Genomic DNA, 16101 nt, shown 5'->3' on the forward strand with positions numbered 1-16101 from the left:
CGCCGATCGGGCATGCCTCAAGGCCCACCGTTTCAGGGCGCACCTGCGGGAGGCCGCTGCGAATGTGCGGCGTCGTTCCATCCGCCACCGACGGCCTGAATCAATGCTACCGACGCGTCGAGTCGCGCTTCGCGCCCTTCCAAGGCAGCCAGCTGAGCACCGAGAAGCGCGCGCTCCGCGTCGAGCTGTTCGAGGTAGTCCGCATACCCTTCGCGGAACCGGTTGCGCGCTAACGAGTAAGCCGCCGCTGTGGCGTCCTGTTGACGGGTTAGCGCCTGTTCTCGATCCGCATATTGCTGCGAAGCAGCCAGCGCGTCTTCAACCTCTGCAAAAGCCGACAGCGCAGCGCGGCGGTAGGCAAAGGCGGCCTGGTCGCGCAGGCTCGCTGCCCGGTCGGCCTGCGCATGTAGCCGTCCCCCCTCGAAAAGGGGAGCCAGCGCGGTGGTTCCCACGGTAAAGACCTTCACCGGGGACGCCAGCAGCGTCGACCCCACATAACCGCCGGTAGCCATCAAGCTCACGGACGGCATGAACTCGGCGCGCGCTTCATCCAAGGCACGATCGGCGGCCACGACGGTGTCTTCGGCCGCGATGACATCCGGCCGCTGCCGTAACACCTGGCTCGGGATGGCGAGCGGGATGCGGGGAATACGGATATCGCCGAGATGCTCGTGAATGGCGATCGGCGAAGGCGGCTTGCCCGTCAGCTCGGCAAGCAGATCCTCGTCTTTGGCAATCGCCAGACGTGTGGCCGGCACCAGGGCAGCCGCGTTTTCGTATTCGGACTCGGCTTGCCGCAGTTCCAGTTCCGAGCCGTAACCCGCGTCCCATCGCCGTTGAGCAACCGTTTTGGACCCCAATCGAGCCTGCAGTGTCTGCTGGGCGACAGACAGCGTCTCGTGCTGGACCAGCAGATCTATGTACGCACGCGCTACGGTTGCGCCGACGGACAACCGCACGGACGCTTGCACTGCGCGAGTGCTCGCCAACGCTGCACGTGCACTGGCGGATGCGGAGGCCATTCGTCCGAAGATATCCACTTCGTAGGACGCCTGGAACTGAGCGCTCCAGGCACGCTGCATCTGAGGTTGCCCAAATGCGTTCACCTGGCGCTCGCGATCGCCGCCAAGGCCCAGGCCGACCGAAGGCTTCGATTGGCCGCGAACGGCGTTCAACTCCGCCTCCGCCTGACTGACCCGGCTGGCCGACGCGAGCACATCGCTGTTGTGCGCCAGCGCCTGCTCCACCAGATCGTTGAGCACAGACGAACCGAAGACGCTCCACCACGCTGGCGTAAGCGCTCCCGTTTCCATCTGTGCTGCACCGCGCTGCCATCCCGTCGGAATCGTCACGTTAGCGTCGGGCGGCGGCGCCGGTCGCGGCCCCGCACACGCCGTCAACACCATGGCAAACGCTCCTGCCCAGATCTTCATTGCGTGTCGACCCGAGCGACCACCGACATGCCAGGGGCAAGGCGATCGGCATCCTGCTGATTGGCATCCAGCTCAATCAAAATGCCGATACGTTGAGGCACCTTTACAAAATTGCCCGTGGCGTTATCCGGTTTCAGCACGGCAAACTCGGCGCCGGTCGCCGGGGCCATGGACCCAACGTGCCCGGTGAAGCGCCTTCCCGCCAGCGCATCCACGGCGAAGCTCGCGAGCTGATGCGAATGGATGTGCGCCGTCTGCGCTTCCTTGAAGTCCGCGATGACCCAGCGCACAGGTGGCACCAGGGTCACCAGTTGCGTTCCGACCCCGACGTATTGTCCGAGATAAACGCCCACCTGCCCAAGTTGCCCATCTTTCGGCGCTCGCACGACGGTGTAATCCAGATCTACCTGGGCTGCATGAAGGGCAGCGCGAGCTGCATCAACCTGCGCGGCGAGCGCTCCTCGGCCAACGTCCACGGTGCGCAGATCCTCCCTAGCCACGGCTAACGCCGATTGCGATTGCTCGACAGCAGCCTTTGCCTGGAGCTGTCCCGCCAAAGTCTGGTCACGTTCACGCTTGGAAATCGAACCGTCGGTCACCAGCGCTTGCGCACGGCGCCAGTCAGCCGCAGAGCGCACGCTTTGTGCCGTTGCACTGCGTAGCGCCGCCTCCTGGGCGCGGATCTGTGCTTCACGTGCCGCGTGCGCCTGAAGGTTATTTGCCAACTGCGCCTGCGCCGCGTCCAGGTTCGCCTGGGCTTGTTCGACCTTCGCGTGATAGATGCGGTCGTCGATGCGAAACAACGTCTGCCCGCGTCTCACGTGTGCGTAATCGCTCACGGCCACTTCGACGACATTGCCGTTGACCTGAGCAGCCAAAGCGGTCGTTTCGCCATGGACATAGGCGTTCTCCGTTTCTTCGACGCCGAGGTCAAAGGGGGGCAGATGCCAGAACGCGAGAGTCGCCATGATTCCTACGACGGCCATGGCACACACGGTGATGACCGTAAGCCAATGATGTTCGGCCGAACGCCACGGTTCGGACGGCGTCTCTACGGTGTTCATGCGTTCCGGTCCCTTCGTACGTAGCGAGTCGACCATGTCGCAACGCCGACATAAAGGGCCGTCCCCAAGGCGAAAACGGCAACCAGGGCGAAAACGTCATCGTAAGCCGCCGCGGCCGCCTGCGTATTCAATGCCTGCCCCAACAGACGTCCGCCGGCTAGCTGGCGGGCCACCGGATCGGTGAGCACGCCGGCAAAGCCGGCAGCGCCCTCGTGGAGTTGCGCGGCGATGGCGGGGTTGGCGCTGGTAAGGTGAGTTGCCATGCTGGTGGCGTGCACGCGTGTCTGTATCGTCTGAAGAGTTCCGAGAATCGCCGACCCCGCGAGGCCACCAATGTTCTGTGTGGTACTGAAGAGAACGACGAAGCTGACAAGAAAGTTGGGTCCCTGCGAGCGCATATGCATCAGGCCATACAGCAACGCCGGCCCCATGAACAACGCGGTGCCCAGTCCCAGAAGCATTTGGCTGGCATAGAGCTGTGCTGGCCTGCTTAAAGCATTGCTGTGACTGTCCAGGATCGCGCCCACCGCGATGGTCAGACTGGCCGCCATGACGAGATAAGGCAATCGCTGCTGCGAGAGCAGAACGAGAACCACACCGATACCGACGATCATGGCGAGTGCGACCCATGCAAACAGTCCAGCGAGTTGATCGTTGATCAACCCGCCACTGGCGAGGAGCCCGACGGCTTCATAGGTCTGCTCTGCGAGCGCCAGGCGCACGAAGATCGCCACGGCAGCAAAGCGCAGGATGTCCTTCGTGGTAATCCACCGCATCTGCAATAAAGGAGCGCGCCGATGCCGCTCGAGAAGATACGCCGCCACATAGCAAACGATGGCCCCACACAGCAGCAAGGCGAGTTGTGTGGCATCCACCCACCATAGCAATCGACCGAGACTCAGAAAGCCGCAAAGCATGACGTTTGCCGGTAACAACAGGCCCATCGTGAGCACGTCTAACCGAGAGAACACTTTGGACCGCTCGGTCGGCGGCAGCGGAAGCGCTACCGTCGCGGCAATGCAGAACAATGCGGTGGCGAGTTCGATCAGATGAATACCGCGCCACTGATGCGTCGTCAGCAGCTCTACCGGAAGCATGCGCGCCAGCGGCGTACCCAGTTGTGGGATCACAATACCGATGGCCAACGCCCCAGCGCGCTTGGCCGGTGGAAGTGCCTCGATGAGGTGATACACGGTGTAGGTGGTCAGGGCAGCAGCGGCCAGACCGGATGCTGCGCGCACGGCGACCGCGCCGAGGTATACCGGAAAGATCAATTGCAGCGCGGCCGTTGCTGCGTAAAGCCCCAGCACGGTAATGACCACACGGGGAATACCAAACTGCGCCCGCGCTTTGACCAGCATGAGGTTTGCACTGGCGTTGAAGGCCACGTAGATCGCCGGTAGCCACGACGCCTCGACCACGTACATCCCGGCACTTCCGGCGATGGCGGCCAAATTGACATTGACGAGGGCGTTACCCAACGTGGCAGTCACGCCGACGAGCAAGGCAATCGCTGCGTAACCGAGACGTCGCGGCAGCGAAAGCCGCGGTGTGAAGGGTGAGCCCGGAAACGAGGGGCGCTCGCTGGGCAGGAATTCGTAGGAAGACGTTGGACCGGTCATGGGCCGTCAGGCCAAAGCGTGAAGACAGCCGATGCTAGGTCGGGCTTGGACGCACGGCCATTATAGATTTACATAGCTATCCGATCTGCCCTTGCCACGCCTTTAGAAGACTGCTGCGTTGGTACGTCACGTTATGGGGGCGCCGTCGGTGAAGGGCAGCCTAGACCACCCTGCCCCCAAAACGCCCCCGATAATCCTGCGGAGAGACGCCGAGGTTCTTGACGAAGGCTCGACGCATGCGCTCGTCGTCGCCAAATCCCGTGCGCCGCGCAACCGTCTTGATGGAGTCGGGTGCCAATTCGAGCAGACGCCTTGCTGCTTCAAGGCGCAGGCGCTCAACGGTGCGGGCAGGACTCTCGCCGGTCTCCTTCTGGTAGACCCGGGCGAAATTGCGCGGACTCATGCGGGCGGCTTCCGCGAGCGCTGGCACGGACAGGTCGGCGTCGAGGTGCAGCCGCAGCCAATCGTGAAGCGCGTCGAACCGCCCGCGTGCATCGCGCGTCTGGCGCTGAAGTTCCACACTGAACTGCGATTGCCCGCCCTGGCGCTTGACATAGAGCACCAGCGCACGCGCGACGGCGAGCGCGGCACCGTGTCCGATATCGGCCGCGATCATCGCGAGCGCCATATCTGCCCCCGCAGTCACCCCGGCTGACGTCCAGATATGCCCGGCGGTGACGAAGATGGCGTCAGGCCTGAGTTCGACTGCCGGATGCTGCTGGGCGAAGCGGCGCACAGCGGCCCAATGCGTCGTTGCAGGAAGTCCGTCGAGCATCCCAAGTTGGGCGAGAACAAACGCCCCCGTGCATACCGAACCCACCCGCCGCGGCTTGGCAAGCAGTGGACCGAGCGCCGCACGAAGGGAAGCCGTCGAGTGAGCTGGCATAAGCAGGTCACCCCCGGCCACCAGCAGGGTGTCGACATCCTCTACGGCGCGATGATCCAGCCGGTGTGTTTCCAACCGTACGCCGGTGTCTGTCCGAACCATGCCGCCTCGCTCGGAAAGCAGGCGTACGGCGTAGGCCGGTGAGCCATCCTCGTGGCGAGCGTCGTTAAACGCCTGGAGCGGCCCCGCAATGTCCATGAGCTTTGCCTCGTCCTCTCAAGCAGACGCGCTAGCACCCCCCTTTTGAAGGGGGGGGCTGCAAGGGCGTGCCGGGCGATGGAATAGACCGACTTCGACGAAGTGCTCTTCGACGAGATGTTCAACGTGAACGTCAAAGGCCTGCTGATGGTGACTAAAGCGGCCCTCAAGGTCATGGGTCACGGGCGAGAACATCATCGCATCGGGTCGCATGCGCTGAAGGTGCACCATGTCTGCGACCGCTTCCGCTCCGCCTCTTCTCCTCGTGGAAGAGAAAGGCTCCAGCGGTCCAGCTCTCCTGTCGAGAGCACGTGTTTCCGATGCCTCATCGCGCCGCATCTTTCACAAAGCTGAGGTGAAACCCAGCCTGCCCTCATGTCGAAGGAGTCACGGCGTGACAAGGTGCCGAAAACCAGGTTCCAAGCACACCGACAATAATTGCCCAAGCACTAATTTTTATATCGCTCCAATAAACGGTTCTGACGGTTATTCGCCGACAATGCAAGCACTGAAACTCGCTCCGCAGCCTGCCGATCAAGGCCCGCCACGGGCCATCCCCTTCACGTAGCTTCGGATAAGCTTAGCCTTACAACTCAGCAAGATAGCCCTAAAGTTTGCCGTTTTTGCGGCGATAACTCCGTAGGCACTAACGAAACGCGACGGGGAAAGAAAATGGCCAGCAATGCAAGTGCAAATGCCGCTCAAGAAGTGAATGACCTCAAGGCCACGAGCGATGCACTGCACCGCGTTCAGGCCATTATCGAATTCGACCTGCAGGGGAACATTCTCGCGGCGAACCAAAACTTTCTTAATACGCTCGGCTATACGGCCGACCAGGTGATTGGGCACCATCACCGCATGTTCTGCGAGCCGGCGTTCGTCGCCGCAGACGAATACCAACAATTCTGGGAGCGACTCGGTGCGGGCCATCCGGAGGTCGGCGAATTCAAGCGCATCGCCGCGGACGGCCGAGAGGTATGGCTCAGCGCCTCCTACAACCCGGTGTTCGACCGCGATGGCAAGCCTTACAAGATCGTCAAGTTCGCGACCGATATCAGCACCCTGATCGATAAGACCGCCGAGCTGGATGGGAAGATGACGGCGCTCGACAAGTCGCAGGCCGTGATCGAATTCGATCCCAGCGGCCATGTCATTTCCGCCAACGCGAACTTCCTCGCGGTAGTCGGCTACTCGCTCGACGAGCTGGTGGGCCAGCATCACCGCAAGCTCTGCGACGACGCCTATACCGCCAGCGCCGAGTACGCCGAGTTCTGGGAACGGTTGCGTCGCGGTGAATTCGATCGCGGCCGTTATCGCCGTGTCGCCAAGGGCGGTCGCCGGGTCTGGCTGCAGGCGAGCTACAACCCCATCTACGACGGCAATGGGCGTCTGCGGAAGATCGTCAAGTTTGCTGCGGACATCACGTTCCAGGGCGAACTGGAAGAACTGGTGAAGCGCCGCGCCGCGGACTTCTCCACCGCCTCCACCCAGATCGCCCAGCAGTCCAATGAGATGGCCGCGGGTGCGCAACTGCTCGGCGCAACCGTGGAGGAGATGAACGCCACCATCGAGGAGCTGACCGCATCCATCAGCTCCATCGCGAGCAACTCGCAGAACGCCGATCGGCTGGCCAAGGACACCCAGCAGGAAGCCGAGCGCGGCGCGAAGGCGCTTGGCAAGTCCATCGAAGCGATGGAGCTGATCAACAAGTCGTCGGAAGACATCGGTGACATCAGTAAGGTCATCGGTGAAATCGCCAGCCAGACCAACCTTCTCGCCTTCAACGCAGCGATCGAAGCGGCGCGTGCCGGCGAGCATGGCCTCGGCTTCTCCGTCGTCGCCGACGAGGTGCGCAAGCTTGCCGAGCGGTCGTCGCAGGCCTCCAAGGAAATCTCGAAGCTGATCAACGAGTCTGCAAAGCGCGCATCCCAGGGCAGCCAGATCGCCAAGGAAGCCTCCGAGGCGTTCGACAAGATCCTGTTCGGTGTCGTCAGCACCACGCAGGCGATGTCGGAGATTTCGTGCGGTGCCGAAGAGCAAGCCGTCGCCGCGCGCGAAGTCGCCAGCGCGGTGCAGCACATCGCAGAGGAGACCGAAAAGACAGCCTCCACCTGCGACAGCATCGCTCGCGCCTGCGGCTCGCTGATGGAAGGCGCCGTGGAACTGAACACCACCGTCAACGACTTCGCGACCTGACCCGCCATGTTCGATCGGGAAGCCGCCGTCGATCCCTCCATTCGCGAGGCGCTGTTCGCGCAGGTACGCCTGCACACCGGCATCGTGATGGCCGAGCGGAAGTGGACGATGCTGCACGGGAGGCTTCGTCGGCGTCTGCAGGAGCTTCAGCTCTCGGGCTACGAAGCCTACCTGGCCCTCTTGGGCAGGTCGAAGCACGAAGTCGGCTGTTTCATCGATCTGGTCACGACCAACGAAACGTCGTTCTTTCGTACTCCGCGTATCTGGCAGTACCTCGAGGAACATTTTTTTCCTCGGTGGCACGCGGCGCATCCTGGCGCCACGATGCAGATCTGGTCCGCGGCCGCGTCCACGGGCGAAGAGGGCTACTCGTTGGCGATGCTCGCCAACGAGTTTCGCCAGAAGCACCCGGACTTCAGCTACCGCATTCTCGCCACGGATATCTCGCAAGCGGTGCTCGACATCGCCGCCGCAGGGAGCTACGCGGGCCGGAACGCCAAGGGGCTGCAGGCGAGCCGCCCTGAGATGGTCGAACGTTACTTCGCGCCGGAGGACGACGGATTCAGCGCTCGCCCTGCACTGAAGGCACACCTGACGTTTCGCCCCCATAACCTCTATCAGGATCTGACCGAACCGACACGCTTCGATCTCGTCCTTCTGCGCAATGTGTTGATCTACTTCGACGAACCGGGCCAGGAGGCGGTCGTGGAGCGCGTAAGACGCGCGATGGCACCTGAGTCCACCCTGATCATTGGGGAATCGGAGTCGCTGCACCGCATCCGCAGCGGCTTGACGTACGAGCAGCCGCTGATCTATCGAAACACGAAGACAACATGATGAGCACGTTGGATGTCTACGTGGGTATGTGTGAGGTGCGATCGGGCAAGGGCGCGCAGATCCTGCGCAGCACCTTGGGCTCATGCGTGGGTATCGGGATTCTTTGGCCACAGCGTGGTGTATGTGCGCTCGCCCACTGCCTGCTTCCTGAATCCGCCGTCCCCTCGACTCAACTCTCCGCAAAGTACGTCACCGATGCAATTCCGTCGTTACTGGCATCGATCGGTGCAACGGCGGAGCACCACGCGGAACTGGAGGCCGTTGTTGCGGGCGGGGCTTTCATGATGCCGCATACGCGGCCCATCCTTCACGGCGGCATCGGCGAAAGCAACGCCCTGACAGCACAACGTCTGTTGGCCGAAGCGGGCATTCGTGTGATTCACACGGAAACCGGTGGTCACGTCGGGAGGCAACTGAGCATCCACTGCGATACGCAACACTTCGTCGTCCGCAGTTTCGAACGCGTCATTTAGAGGAATTCACCGTGGAAATGCCTTCGCTAGACCTCGCCCCCGGTGCTCAGGCCAACGTGCAACTGTTCGGCACGTTCCATCTGGGCGAGTTCGAACTGGCCTTGCCGATCGACGTCCTGCAGGAAGTGGTGAGCTTCCCCTCAGGCATGACGCAGATCCCTCTCGCGCCGGACTATGTCCTCGGTCTGTTCCTGCTCCGTGACATGATGATCCCGGTCATGGACCTGGCCCGGTTCCTTGGCCAGCCTGCCGTTGGCGACCAGGCGAATCGTCGCGTCGCGATCATCAAAGCCGACCAGAGCCTGCTCGGCGTAACCTTCGACCATACCGGTGAGATGCTCCGCCTCGCCAGCAGCCAGATCGTACGCTTCGATAACGGCGCGAACGCCACCGGCCTGATCGCCGGGGCTTTTCACTTCGACCAGCGCATCATCCAGGTGCTGTCTGCGGAAGCACTCGTTCGCCTCCCCGGCGTTCCGCAGGCCAACAGCGCCTTGCTCGCTCTGCAGGCGCGCCAACGCAACGCCTTGCGCAAAGTCAGCAAGGTCATTTCGTTCCATGTGAACGGTCGTCACATGGCGCTAGCCATGGATGCCATCCATGAAATCGTACGAGTACCGGAGCTGGAGCATTCGGTATTGGCCGATTCCGTCTGTCGCGGCTGGTTCAACCTGCGCGACCGCCCGGTGCCGGTGCTGGATGTGTCCAGCTTCCTGGGGCTCGAAGCCTCGTCTTTGGCTTCACCCGACGCATCCGATGCGGAGGACATGCGCCGCATCGTCGTGCTTCGTGACAAGGGTTTCTACCTTGGTCTGCTCGTCGACGACATCGACAGCATCGTGGCGCACACAGAGGCGCAGCTGCTGCCCATGCCACCGACGCGCGGACAGATCGGTTTGTTCGCCAACGTCATCAGCCGACGCGATACCGGCGAAGGCGACCTGATCCTGATCAGCACCAGCGCGCTCTTTGCCAACCCCTACATGGCGCACCTCGCGAAGGGCCATCATGACCTGTACCTCGTGACCGACGAGGAGGAACACTCCAGTGACGCCCGCCGCAAGACTCAACGGGAAACCTGGCTGACCTTCGATCTCGATCGCCCCATGGCGGTGCGACTCGACCAGGTTTGCGAGGTCATCGGTGCACACGACCCCCTCGTCAGCCCGCCCGGATCTTCACCGTACGTGTGCGGGGTGCTCAACACCGGCCACGCGCTTATCACCGTGATCGACCTGCGCCACGTGTACGGCATGGAGCCATTCGTCGAAACGGAAGACACCCGCATCCTCGTCGTGGAACATGCAGGGCACAAATATGGCCTGGTCGTCGACGCCGTGCGTAGCATCACCAGCATCGAACCGTCCAACAAGCTGTTGGTCCCGGCCCTGATCGCCCTTCATTTGAACGACGAACTGCGGCAGGACATGCATGAAGTCGCCGAGATACCCGGGGAAACGACGCTGTTGCTGCTCGACGTCGCCTCGCTGCTACGACGTCTGGCAGAGGAGGGGGAAACCCAGAATGCGCCTGACATCGGCATGCCAGGCACGCTCCCGGCCGTTCACGACCTCGGCGCCGCAGTCGCTGTGTCATGACCGGGCCCCAACGACGTAAGCGTTTACTTAGATTTGTCTCACCCCCAACGAGACGCAAAGGTTTGTAAAGACTGACAATTTAGCCCTAAAGAACCGCCCGGCCGGGCCGTTAATTGAACTCCCATATCCCTACGGTCTCTCCGCGTGAATCTTTTCAAGTCGACCCAGGCACGCTACACGGTGGCGGTCGCTGCCTATTTTCTTGTCCTGGTGGCACTGACTCTTGTCGTCATCCGCCTGTTCGTCAGTCCGGACCTCCGCGCGACCGAGGCCAAGCTGGTCGAATGGAATGTGGACGAGATCGGTAGCGTCATTACCAACAAGCTGCACCAGGTGGAAGCGCAGCAGCGCAGCATCACCCAGACGGTGGCCCTGATGGACAGCGCGTCCATCGATCGCCTCCAGCCCGGACTGGTCGATCAGTACGGCGACGCCGACGTGTTTGGCGGCGGCATCTGGCCCCTGCCGTTCAAGCGCGAAGCAACCAAGGAACGCGACAGCACCTTCTTCGCGCGCGACGCCAGCGGCAAGCTGGCCGTCAACACGCACTGGAACCAGCCGGACGCGCTGAAGTACTGGGAACAGAGCTGGTACAAGAACGGCTTGAGCGCACCACGCGGGCACTGCCTGTGGGCCAATGCATACAAGGACGATGCCAGCGCCCAGCCGCGCACGAACTGCGCCATGGCCATCTACAAGGGCGACGAGATCTTCGGCGTCTCGACCATCGACGTCACTCTCGGCTTCTTCAACCGCCTTGTCGCCGACATGGAAAAGAAGGTTCAGGGCCAGATCCTGATCGTCGAGCCGAACGGCACCATCGTCAGCAACAGCACGTACATCAAGGACGATATCGTCCTCAAGAAGCTCGCCGACCTCGCCGGAAGCTCGACGATGATCGCTCAGGTGAAGGACGCCCTGCCCGGCCTGGCAAAAGCCGGACAGATCGAGCATGACTACGATGCCGACGGCGAATCGCACACGCTCTTCCTGAAGCCGATCGCCGGCACGCCGTGGGTACTTGCCACCAGCCTGCCCACTCGCCTGCTCACCGAGAACAGTTCGCGCATTCTCACCAAGCTGGCCTCCGTGCAGGTGCCGCTCGCCTTGTTGCTGCTTGCTGCCCTTGTGCTGGGTATCCGCGCCCTGATGCGCCAGCTCGCCACGCTCAAGGCCAACATCGATGACCTGAATTCGGGCGATGCAGACCTTACCCGTCGTCTCGCCCAAGGCAACGGCAGCGAATACAACGGCGTCGTGGAAAGCTTCAACAGCTTCGTGGCGCGCCTGCAGGGCATGATGCGACAGGTGCGCGACAGCTCCTCGGCCATTTCCTCAGCCGCCACGCAGATCGCCAGCGGCAACCTCGACCTTTCGCAGCGCACGGAAGAACAGGCCAGTTCGCTCGAAGAGACCGCCGCGTCGATGGAAGAACTGACCGCCACGGTTCGCCAGAATGCGGAGAATGCGCGCCAGGCCAACACGCTGGCCCGCGAAGCAGCAGCTGCGGCGCACGGTGGCAGCGGCACGGTCGCGGAGGTGGTCACCACGATGGATGCCATCACGAAGTCGTCGGCGCGCATTGCCGACATCGTGGGTGTCATCGACGGCATCGCCTTCCAGACCAACCTGCTGGCACTCAACGCCGCGGTGGAAGCGGCTCGTGCCGGTGAGCAGGGGCGTGGTTTTGCGGTGGTGGCGGGCGAAGTGCGCAGCCTGGCGCAGAGTTCGGCCAAGGCGGCTCGCGACATCAAGGCGCTGATCGCCGAATCGGTGGACGATGTGGAGCGCGGCTCAGAACTCGTCCGCGTGGCGGGTGAGCGCATCGGCGAGCTGACGGGCAGCGTCGCGCACGTCGCCACCTTCATGGAAGAGATCATGGCCGCCAGCCACGAGCAGAGCCAGGGCATCGAGCAGGTCAACGGAGTGGTCACGCAGCTCGACGACATGACGCAGCAGAACGCCGCACTGGTGGAAGAAGCGGCCGCCGCAGCCAAGGCACTGGAAGACCAGACCCGCACGCTCGAGTCCGTGGTCAGCGGCTTCAAGCTCTGAGCCTATCCGCGGGCGAGGGTGAGGGTGGCCTCTCGCCGCTGTAGCGGCTCCTACAACGAAGCGCGCTCCTGCAACGGAGCGCGTTTCCCGCACGAGGGGCGCGTCTCTTTGTAGGAGCCGCTATAGCGGCGAGCACGGTTCGACGGGGGCGTTGGCGCAACGGGAAGTCGTAGCGTCTACGTTCCGCGCAACCGTTAAGGCAACACGCGCGCGAAGCGCGCTGCACCGCCCTGTCGCGTGGCAGGCAATGCGGGCGATGGGGCCACCATCGGCAGCCCTTCGCCACAGAAAATGGCATGCAATGCGCCCAGCAGCATGCGCACACGCTCATCGGCAATCGAATAATAGATGGACCGCGACTGCCGCCGCGTCGTCACAAGCTTCGCCTGGCGCAGTTCACCGAGTTGCTGGGAAAGGCCCGGCTGACGAATGCCGAGATCTCGCTCGATGTCGCCTACCGCACATTCGCCCTGCGCGATATGGCAAAGCAGCAGCAGACGCGTAGGTGCGCTCAACAGACGCAGCAACTCCGCCACCTCGGGTACGGCGGCCTTCATCGCGTCCAGCGTGGCGTCGTTGCTCAAGGACACGGGCGCCACCGGAAATACCACGACTCGCCATCGCGAGGCTGGATCGCAGACGCCTTCGATGCGTCCGTTTCCACACGTTCGAGAACGGGCGATCCCGGGCGCCAGCCTTCCGGCGTCGCAACGGCATGCCGATCGCTGGTCTGTAGCGCTGCCACCAGTCGGAGCAGTTCAGGCACGGATCGCCCCACTTCCATCGGATACCAGTTCATCGCGCGAATGACGCCTTCCGGATCGATCACATAAGTGATGCGCGCCGTCGCGCTATCGGCGGCATCCGGAGCGAGCATGCCGTAGCCCTGCGCAATGGCCATCGAAGGATCTTCGATGATGGGAAAGTCGATAGCCACGCCCCACCGCTCGTTGATGTCGCGAATCCAGGCAAGGTGCGCGTAAAGACCGTCGATGGACAGCGCCAGCAACGCGCAATCCAGCGCCGCGAACTCGGCGGCCGCCTGCGCGAAGGCCATGAACTCGCTGGTGCACACCGGCGTGAAGTCGGCCGGGTGGGAAAACAGCACCAACCAGCGCCCGCGGTAATCCGAGAGCGATACGTCGCCCTGCGTGGTCCGGGCGCGGAAATCGGGTGCGTGCTCGTTGAGGCGCAACGGGCGCGGAGTTTGAAAAGCGGCGTTCAAAGGGCTCTCCATCAACGAAATCTGACCAGAAGCCATACCGGCTGAAAGCCATAGTTACATATATACATAAATCATGTAAATATATCCCATCCCAACCCGGTGACGTGCCATGACACCCTACCCAGGCGATGCCTCCCTTCAACGCGCCATTCGCACATCGCAAGGCGCCATGGGCACCCCGGCCTTGTCGCCTCTCGTCACCTCGTTCTTCGACCCGGCCACGTTTACGGTCAGCCATCTCGTGCAGGATCCAACGAGCGATGCCTGCGCCATCGTGGACAGCGTGCTCGACTTCGACGCACCCAGCGGCCGCACAGCCACGCGCTCGGCGGAGAACATCGCGGCGATCGTCACGGAACGCCAGCTCAAGGTCGCGTGGATCCTGGAAACTCATGCGCACGCCGACCACCTGACCGCGGCACCCTGGTTACGTCAGCGCCTGGGTGGAACGCTCGCCATCGGCGCACAAATCACCGCCGTCCAACGGACCTTCGGCGACATCTTCAACGAGGACGATCGCTTTGCCCGGGACGGACGGCAATTCGATCACCTGTTCATCGATGGCGAGACGTTTTCCATCGGCGGGCTGCAGGCGGTGGCTCTGCACGTGCCGGGACACACACCGGCGTGCATGGCCTACGTCATCGGTGACGCGGTGTTCGTCGGCGACACGCTGTTCATGCCGGACTACGGGAGCGCGCGCTGCGATTTTCCAGGCGGCGACGCACGCACGCTGTATCGCTCGATTCAACGGTTGATGTCGCTACCGGATGCCACGCGCGTCTTCCTGTGCCACGACTACAAGGCGCCGGGGCGCGACGATTATGCTTGGGAAACCACCATCCTCGCCGAGCGCACCAGCAATGTACACGTACATGAAGGCATCGATGCAGACACCTTCGTACGCATGCGCGAAGCCAGAGACGCCACCCTGCCGATGCCGCGCCTGCTGCTTCCGTCCGTTCAAGTGAACATGCGCGCAGGCAATCTGCCGGAACCGGAAGGCAATGGCGTGCGCTATCTCAAGCTTCCGCTGGACCTGCTGTGATGATCGCAACGCTCGCCCATCTGCCTTGGTATTGGCCCGTGCTCGGCGGCCTCTGCATCGGCACTGCTGCCGGCATGCTTCTGCTTTTCAATGGCCGGATACTCGGGGTGTCCGGCATGGCGGCCGCGTCGCTCGGCTGGGCCGACGGGCACGATCGAACGGCTAACCGTTTGTTTCTTGTCGCATCGATGGCCGGTGCCGGACTGACCTACCTGATGCTGCACCGGCCTGCCATCGGGCCCACCGCGAACATGGCAGTTCTTATCGTCGGTGGCTTGTTGGTGGGCTACGGCACGCGACTCGGCTCCGGCTGCACCAGCGGCCACGGCGTCTGTGGCCTTGCACGGTTGTCGCCACGTTCGATAGCGGCGACAGGTGTCTTCATGTGCACGGCCGCCATCACGGTCTACGTCGTGCGTCACATCCTCGGGTATACGTCATGACGCGATTCGTCAGCGTGTTGGCAGGCCTTTTGTTCGGCGTCGGCCTGGCGCTTTCGGATATGGTCAATCCCCAGCGCGTGCAAGCCTTTCTCGACGTTGCCGGGACATGGGATCCCTCGCTCGCCTTGGTGATGATATCGGCGCTGATCCCATCGGCCTTGGCGTGGCAGATTCGCCGTCGGCGGTCCCGCCCCGTGTTCGACCAACAATTTCACGTGCCGACATCGCGTCGCATCGATACCGCGTTGCTGTCGGGCGCCGCGCTCTTCGGTATGGGCTGGGGTCTGGTCGGTCTGTGCCCAGGCCCGGCACTCGCCGATCTCGTCATCGTCCCCTGGCCTACCCTGGTGTTCGTGGTCGCCATGATCGCGGGGATGGGCGTGCATCGGTTGCTTAACCCACGCCCGTCGTGAAGGACTGCGCGAGGCTTCCGTCGCTATCCGGCATCGACCGCGCGATACCGGATAGCTATGTATGCCATGCAAGGTCTCAGGCAAACGATGCCATAACCTCAGCCTTGCGAGCTTCCATCTGTGCGCCGAGTTCGGCGAGCTCTTCCTTGGATAGAAGCTCCTTGGCGTCCTTGAACATCTCTTTCTCCTCCTCGTCTGCGTGGTGCTCGATCAATTCCTTGAGCACCTTGGCCCGGCCGGAAAACTCAACGCTGCCAGGGTCGGTATTCAGCAGATCGGGCAGGACGAGGTCTTCGGCAGCGCGATGTTCTTCGAGGGCTTCGAAGTACATCTTTGCTTCATCTTTGCGGCCGGCTGCCTTGAAGGCCGGGTAGAAGATTTCTTCTTCGATCGTCGTGTGCGCTTTCAGGTTGACCTGAATCTCGTGAAGCAGCGCGGCACGCTTCTTCGTGGCGCGCTCGCTGGTCTCTTCCAGTTGCGTCAGAAGTTCCTTGACGAGCTTGTGGTCGGTCTTGAGAAGTTTGATGGCATCCATCGATGTGTCCTGGCAGCGGCTGGGACGCCTACCATCAGTGGACCACCGTGAAATTCCTGCGAGAGATATGCACGC

15 protein-coding genes and 1 pseudogene are annotated in these 16101 nt (G+C 62.6%); 8 read left to right on the forward strand and 8 right to left on the reverse strand.

All coding sequences use genetic code 11. The annotated features are described in order from the left end of the window. Nucleotides 1–32: 32 nt before the first annotated feature. The 5 genes and pseudogenes from BT115_RS04075 to BT115_RS19035 all read right to left on the reverse strand — a co-directional run. Nucleotides 33–1433 carry an efflux transporter outer membrane subunit gene (locus tag BT115_RS04075; RefSeq protein ID WP_072321240.1) on the reverse strand — a complete coding sequence of 467 codons (1401 nt, stop codon included), beginning with the start codon at nt 1431–1433 and terminating at the stop codon, nt 33–35. Continuing rightward, a complete protein-coding gene (locus tag BT115_RS04080) occupies nt 1430–2497 on the reverse strand; it encodes an HlyD family secretion protein (protein ID WP_083527302.1) in 1068 nt (355 codons plus the stop codon). Before BT115_RS04080 ends, BT115_RS04075 begins: the two co-directional genes overlap by 4 nt. Next, nucleotides 2494–4119: an MFS transporter gene (locus BT115_RS04085; protein ID WP_072321241.1), complete on the reverse strand. Its 1626-nt coding sequence runs from the start codon at nt 4117–4119 to the stop codon at nt 2494–2496. Before BT115_RS04085 ends, BT115_RS04080 begins: the two co-directional genes overlap by 4 nt. Before the next feature lie 160 nt (nt 4120–4279). Beyond that, nucleotides 4280–4747, reverse strand: coding sequence for a helix-turn-helix domain-containing protein (locus tag BT115_RS19030; protein ID WP_343124050.1), 468 nt, complete (start codon nt 4745–4747; stop codon nt 4280–4282). Continuing rightward, nucleotides 4739–5206: pseudogene (locus BT115_RS19035) on the reverse strand (AraC family transcriptional regulator); the annotation flags it as partial. The pseudogene BT115_RS19035 and the gene BT115_RS19030, both read right to left, overlap by 9 nt. A 669-nt stretch (nt 5207–5875) precedes the next feature. Here BT115_RS19035 and BT115_RS04100 point away from each other — a divergent pair. From BT115_RS04100 to BT115_RS19040, 5 genes are all read left to right on the forward strand, one after another. Further along, nucleotides 5876–7399, forward strand: a complete 1524-nt coding sequence (locus BT115_RS04100; protein WP_072321244.1) for a methyl-accepting chemotaxis protein — start codon at nt 5876–5878, stop codon at nt 7397–7399. A 6-nt stretch (nt 7400–7405) separates the two neighbouring features. After that, nucleotides 7406–8236 carry a CheR family methyltransferase gene (locus BT115_RS04105; RefSeq protein WP_072321245.1) on the forward strand — a complete coding sequence of 277 codons (831 nt, stop codon included), beginning with the start codon at nt 7406–7408 and terminating at the stop codon, nt 8234–8236. Then, entirely contained in the window at nt 8233–8709 is a 477-nt protein-coding gene (locus tag BT115_RS04110) for a chemotaxis protein CheD (RefSeq protein ID WP_072321246.1), read from the forward strand. The genes BT115_RS04105 and BT115_RS04110 overlap by 4 nt, the downstream gene beginning before the upstream one ends. A 17-nt stretch (nt 8710–8726) precedes the next feature. Further along, nucleotides 8727–10307 carry a chemotaxis protein CheW gene (locus BT115_RS04115; protein WP_072321247.1) on the forward strand — a complete coding sequence of 527 codons (1581 nt, stop codon included), beginning with the start codon at nt 8727–8729 and terminating at the stop codon, nt 10305–10307. Between the two features lie 144 nt (nt 10308–10451). Beyond that, nucleotides 10452–12362 carry a methyl-accepting chemotaxis protein gene (locus tag BT115_RS19040; protein WP_072321248.1) on the forward strand — a complete coding sequence of 637 codons (1911 nt, stop codon included), beginning with the start codon at nt 10452–10454 and terminating at the stop codon, nt 12360–12362. A gap of 194 nt (nt 12363–12556) precedes the next feature. Here BT115_RS19040 and BT115_RS04125 read toward each other — a convergent pair whose 3' ends face one another. Both BT115_RS04125 and BT115_RS04130 read right to left on the reverse strand, forming a co-directional pair. Beyond that, the gene (locus BT115_RS04125; protein WP_072322245.1) at nt 12557–12919 is read right to left on the reverse strand and encodes an ArsR/SmtB family transcription factor; all 363 of its coding nucleotides are present in this window, start codon (nt 12917–12919) and stop codon (nt 12557–12559) included. A 23-nt stretch (nt 12920–12942) separates the two neighbouring features. After that, entirely contained in the window at nt 12943–13587 is a 645-nt protein-coding gene (locus BT115_RS04130) for a peroxiredoxin (RefSeq protein ID WP_255369353.1), read from the reverse strand. 169 nt (nt 13588–13756) lie between these two features. Between BT115_RS04130 and BT115_RS04135 the strand changes: the two genes are divergently transcribed. From BT115_RS04135 to BT115_RS04145, 3 genes are read left to right on the forward strand one after another with little or no spacing between them, the layout of a single operon-like run. Then, nucleotides 13757–14635 carry an MBL fold metallo-hydrolase gene (locus BT115_RS04135; protein WP_218184735.1) on the forward strand — a complete coding sequence of 293 codons (879 nt, stop codon included), beginning with the start codon at nt 13757–13759 and terminating at the stop codon, nt 14633–14635. Then, nucleotides 14635–15078 (forward strand): YeeE/YedE family protein, encoded by a 444-nt coding sequence (locus tag BT115_RS04140; RefSeq protein ID WP_072321250.1) that lies wholly within the window; start codon nt 14635–14637, stop codon nt 15076–15078. The genes BT115_RS04135 and BT115_RS04140 overlap by 1 nt, the downstream gene beginning before the upstream one ends. Next, nucleotides 15075–15491, forward strand: coding sequence for a YeeE/YedE family protein (locus tag BT115_RS04145; RefSeq protein ID WP_072321251.1), 417 nt, complete (start codon nt 15075–15077; stop codon nt 15489–15491). The genes BT115_RS04140 and BT115_RS04145 overlap by 4 nt, the downstream gene beginning before the upstream one ends. Before the next feature lie 76 nt (nt 15492–15567). Here the strand turns inward: BT115_RS04145 and BT115_RS04150 are convergent, their stop codons facing one another. Further along, nucleotides 15568–16026, reverse strand: a complete 459-nt coding sequence (locus BT115_RS04150; protein ID WP_072321252.1) for a hemerythrin domain-containing protein — start codon at nt 16024–16026, stop codon at nt 15568–15570. Nucleotides 16027–16101: the final 75 nt, after the last annotated feature.

Source organism: Luteibacter sp. UNCMF366Tsu5.1, from assembly GCF_900119235.1.
Lineage (GTDB): Bacteria > Pseudomonadota > Gammaproteobacteria > Xanthomonadales > Rhodanobacteraceae > Luteibacter > Luteibacter flocculans.

What these genes read in the sequence shown, in the direction of transcription:
- BT115_RS04115 (WP_072321247.1), top strand. Translation starts at nt 8,727, where the DNA reads ATGCCTTCGCTAGACCTCGCCCCCGGTGCTCAGGCCAACGTGCAACTG.
- BT115_RS04085 (WP_072321241.1), bottom strand. Translation starts at nt 4,119, where the DNA reads ATGACCGGTCCAACGTCTTCCTACGAATTCCTGCCCAGCGAGCGCCCC.
- BT115_RS04075 (WP_072321240.1), bottom strand. Translation starts at nt 1,433, where the DNA reads ATGAAGATCTGGGCAGGAGCGTTTGCCATGGTGTTGACGGCGTGTGCG.
- BT115_RS19030 (WP_343124050.1), bottom strand. Translation starts at nt 4,747, where the DNA reads ATGGCGCTCGCGATGATCGCGGCCGATATCGGACACGGTGCCGCGCTC.
- BT115_RS04135 (WP_218184735.1), top strand. Translation starts at nt 13,757, where the DNA reads ATGGGCACCCCGGCCTTGTCGCCTCTCGTCACCTCGTTCTTCGACCCG.
- BT115_RS04150 (WP_072321252.1), bottom strand. Translation starts at nt 16,026, where the DNA reads ATGGATGCCATCAAACTTCTCAAGACCGACCACAAGCTCGTCAAGGAA.
- BT115_RS04125 (WP_072322245.1), bottom strand. Translation starts at nt 12,919, where the DNA reads ATGAAGGCCGCCGTACCCGAGGTGGCGGAGTTGCTGCGTCTGTTGAGC.
- BT115_RS04110 (WP_072321246.1), top strand. Translation starts at nt 8,233, where the DNA reads ATGATGAGCACGTTGGATGTCTACGTGGGTATGTGTGAGGTGCGATCG.
- BT115_RS04080 (WP_083527302.1), bottom strand. Translation starts at nt 2,497, where the DNA reads ATGAACACCGTAGAGACGCCGTCCGAACCGTGGCGTTCGGCCGAACAT.
- BT115_RS04100 (WP_072321244.1), top strand. Translation starts at nt 5,876, where the DNA reads ATGGCCAGCAATGCAAGTGCAAATGCCGCTCAAGAAGTGAATGACCTC.
- BT115_RS04140 (WP_072321250.1), top strand. Translation starts at nt 14,635, where the DNA reads ATGATCGCAACGCTCGCCCATCTGCCTTGGTATTGGCCCGTGCTCGGC.
- BT115_RS04145 (WP_072321251.1), top strand. Translation starts at nt 15,075, where the DNA reads ATGACGCGATTCGTCAGCGTGTTGGCAGGCCTTTTGTTCGGCGTCGGC.
- BT115_RS04105 (WP_072321245.1), top strand. Translation starts at nt 7,406, where the DNA reads ATGTTCGATCGGGAAGCCGCCGTCGATCCCTCCATTCGCGAGGCGCTG.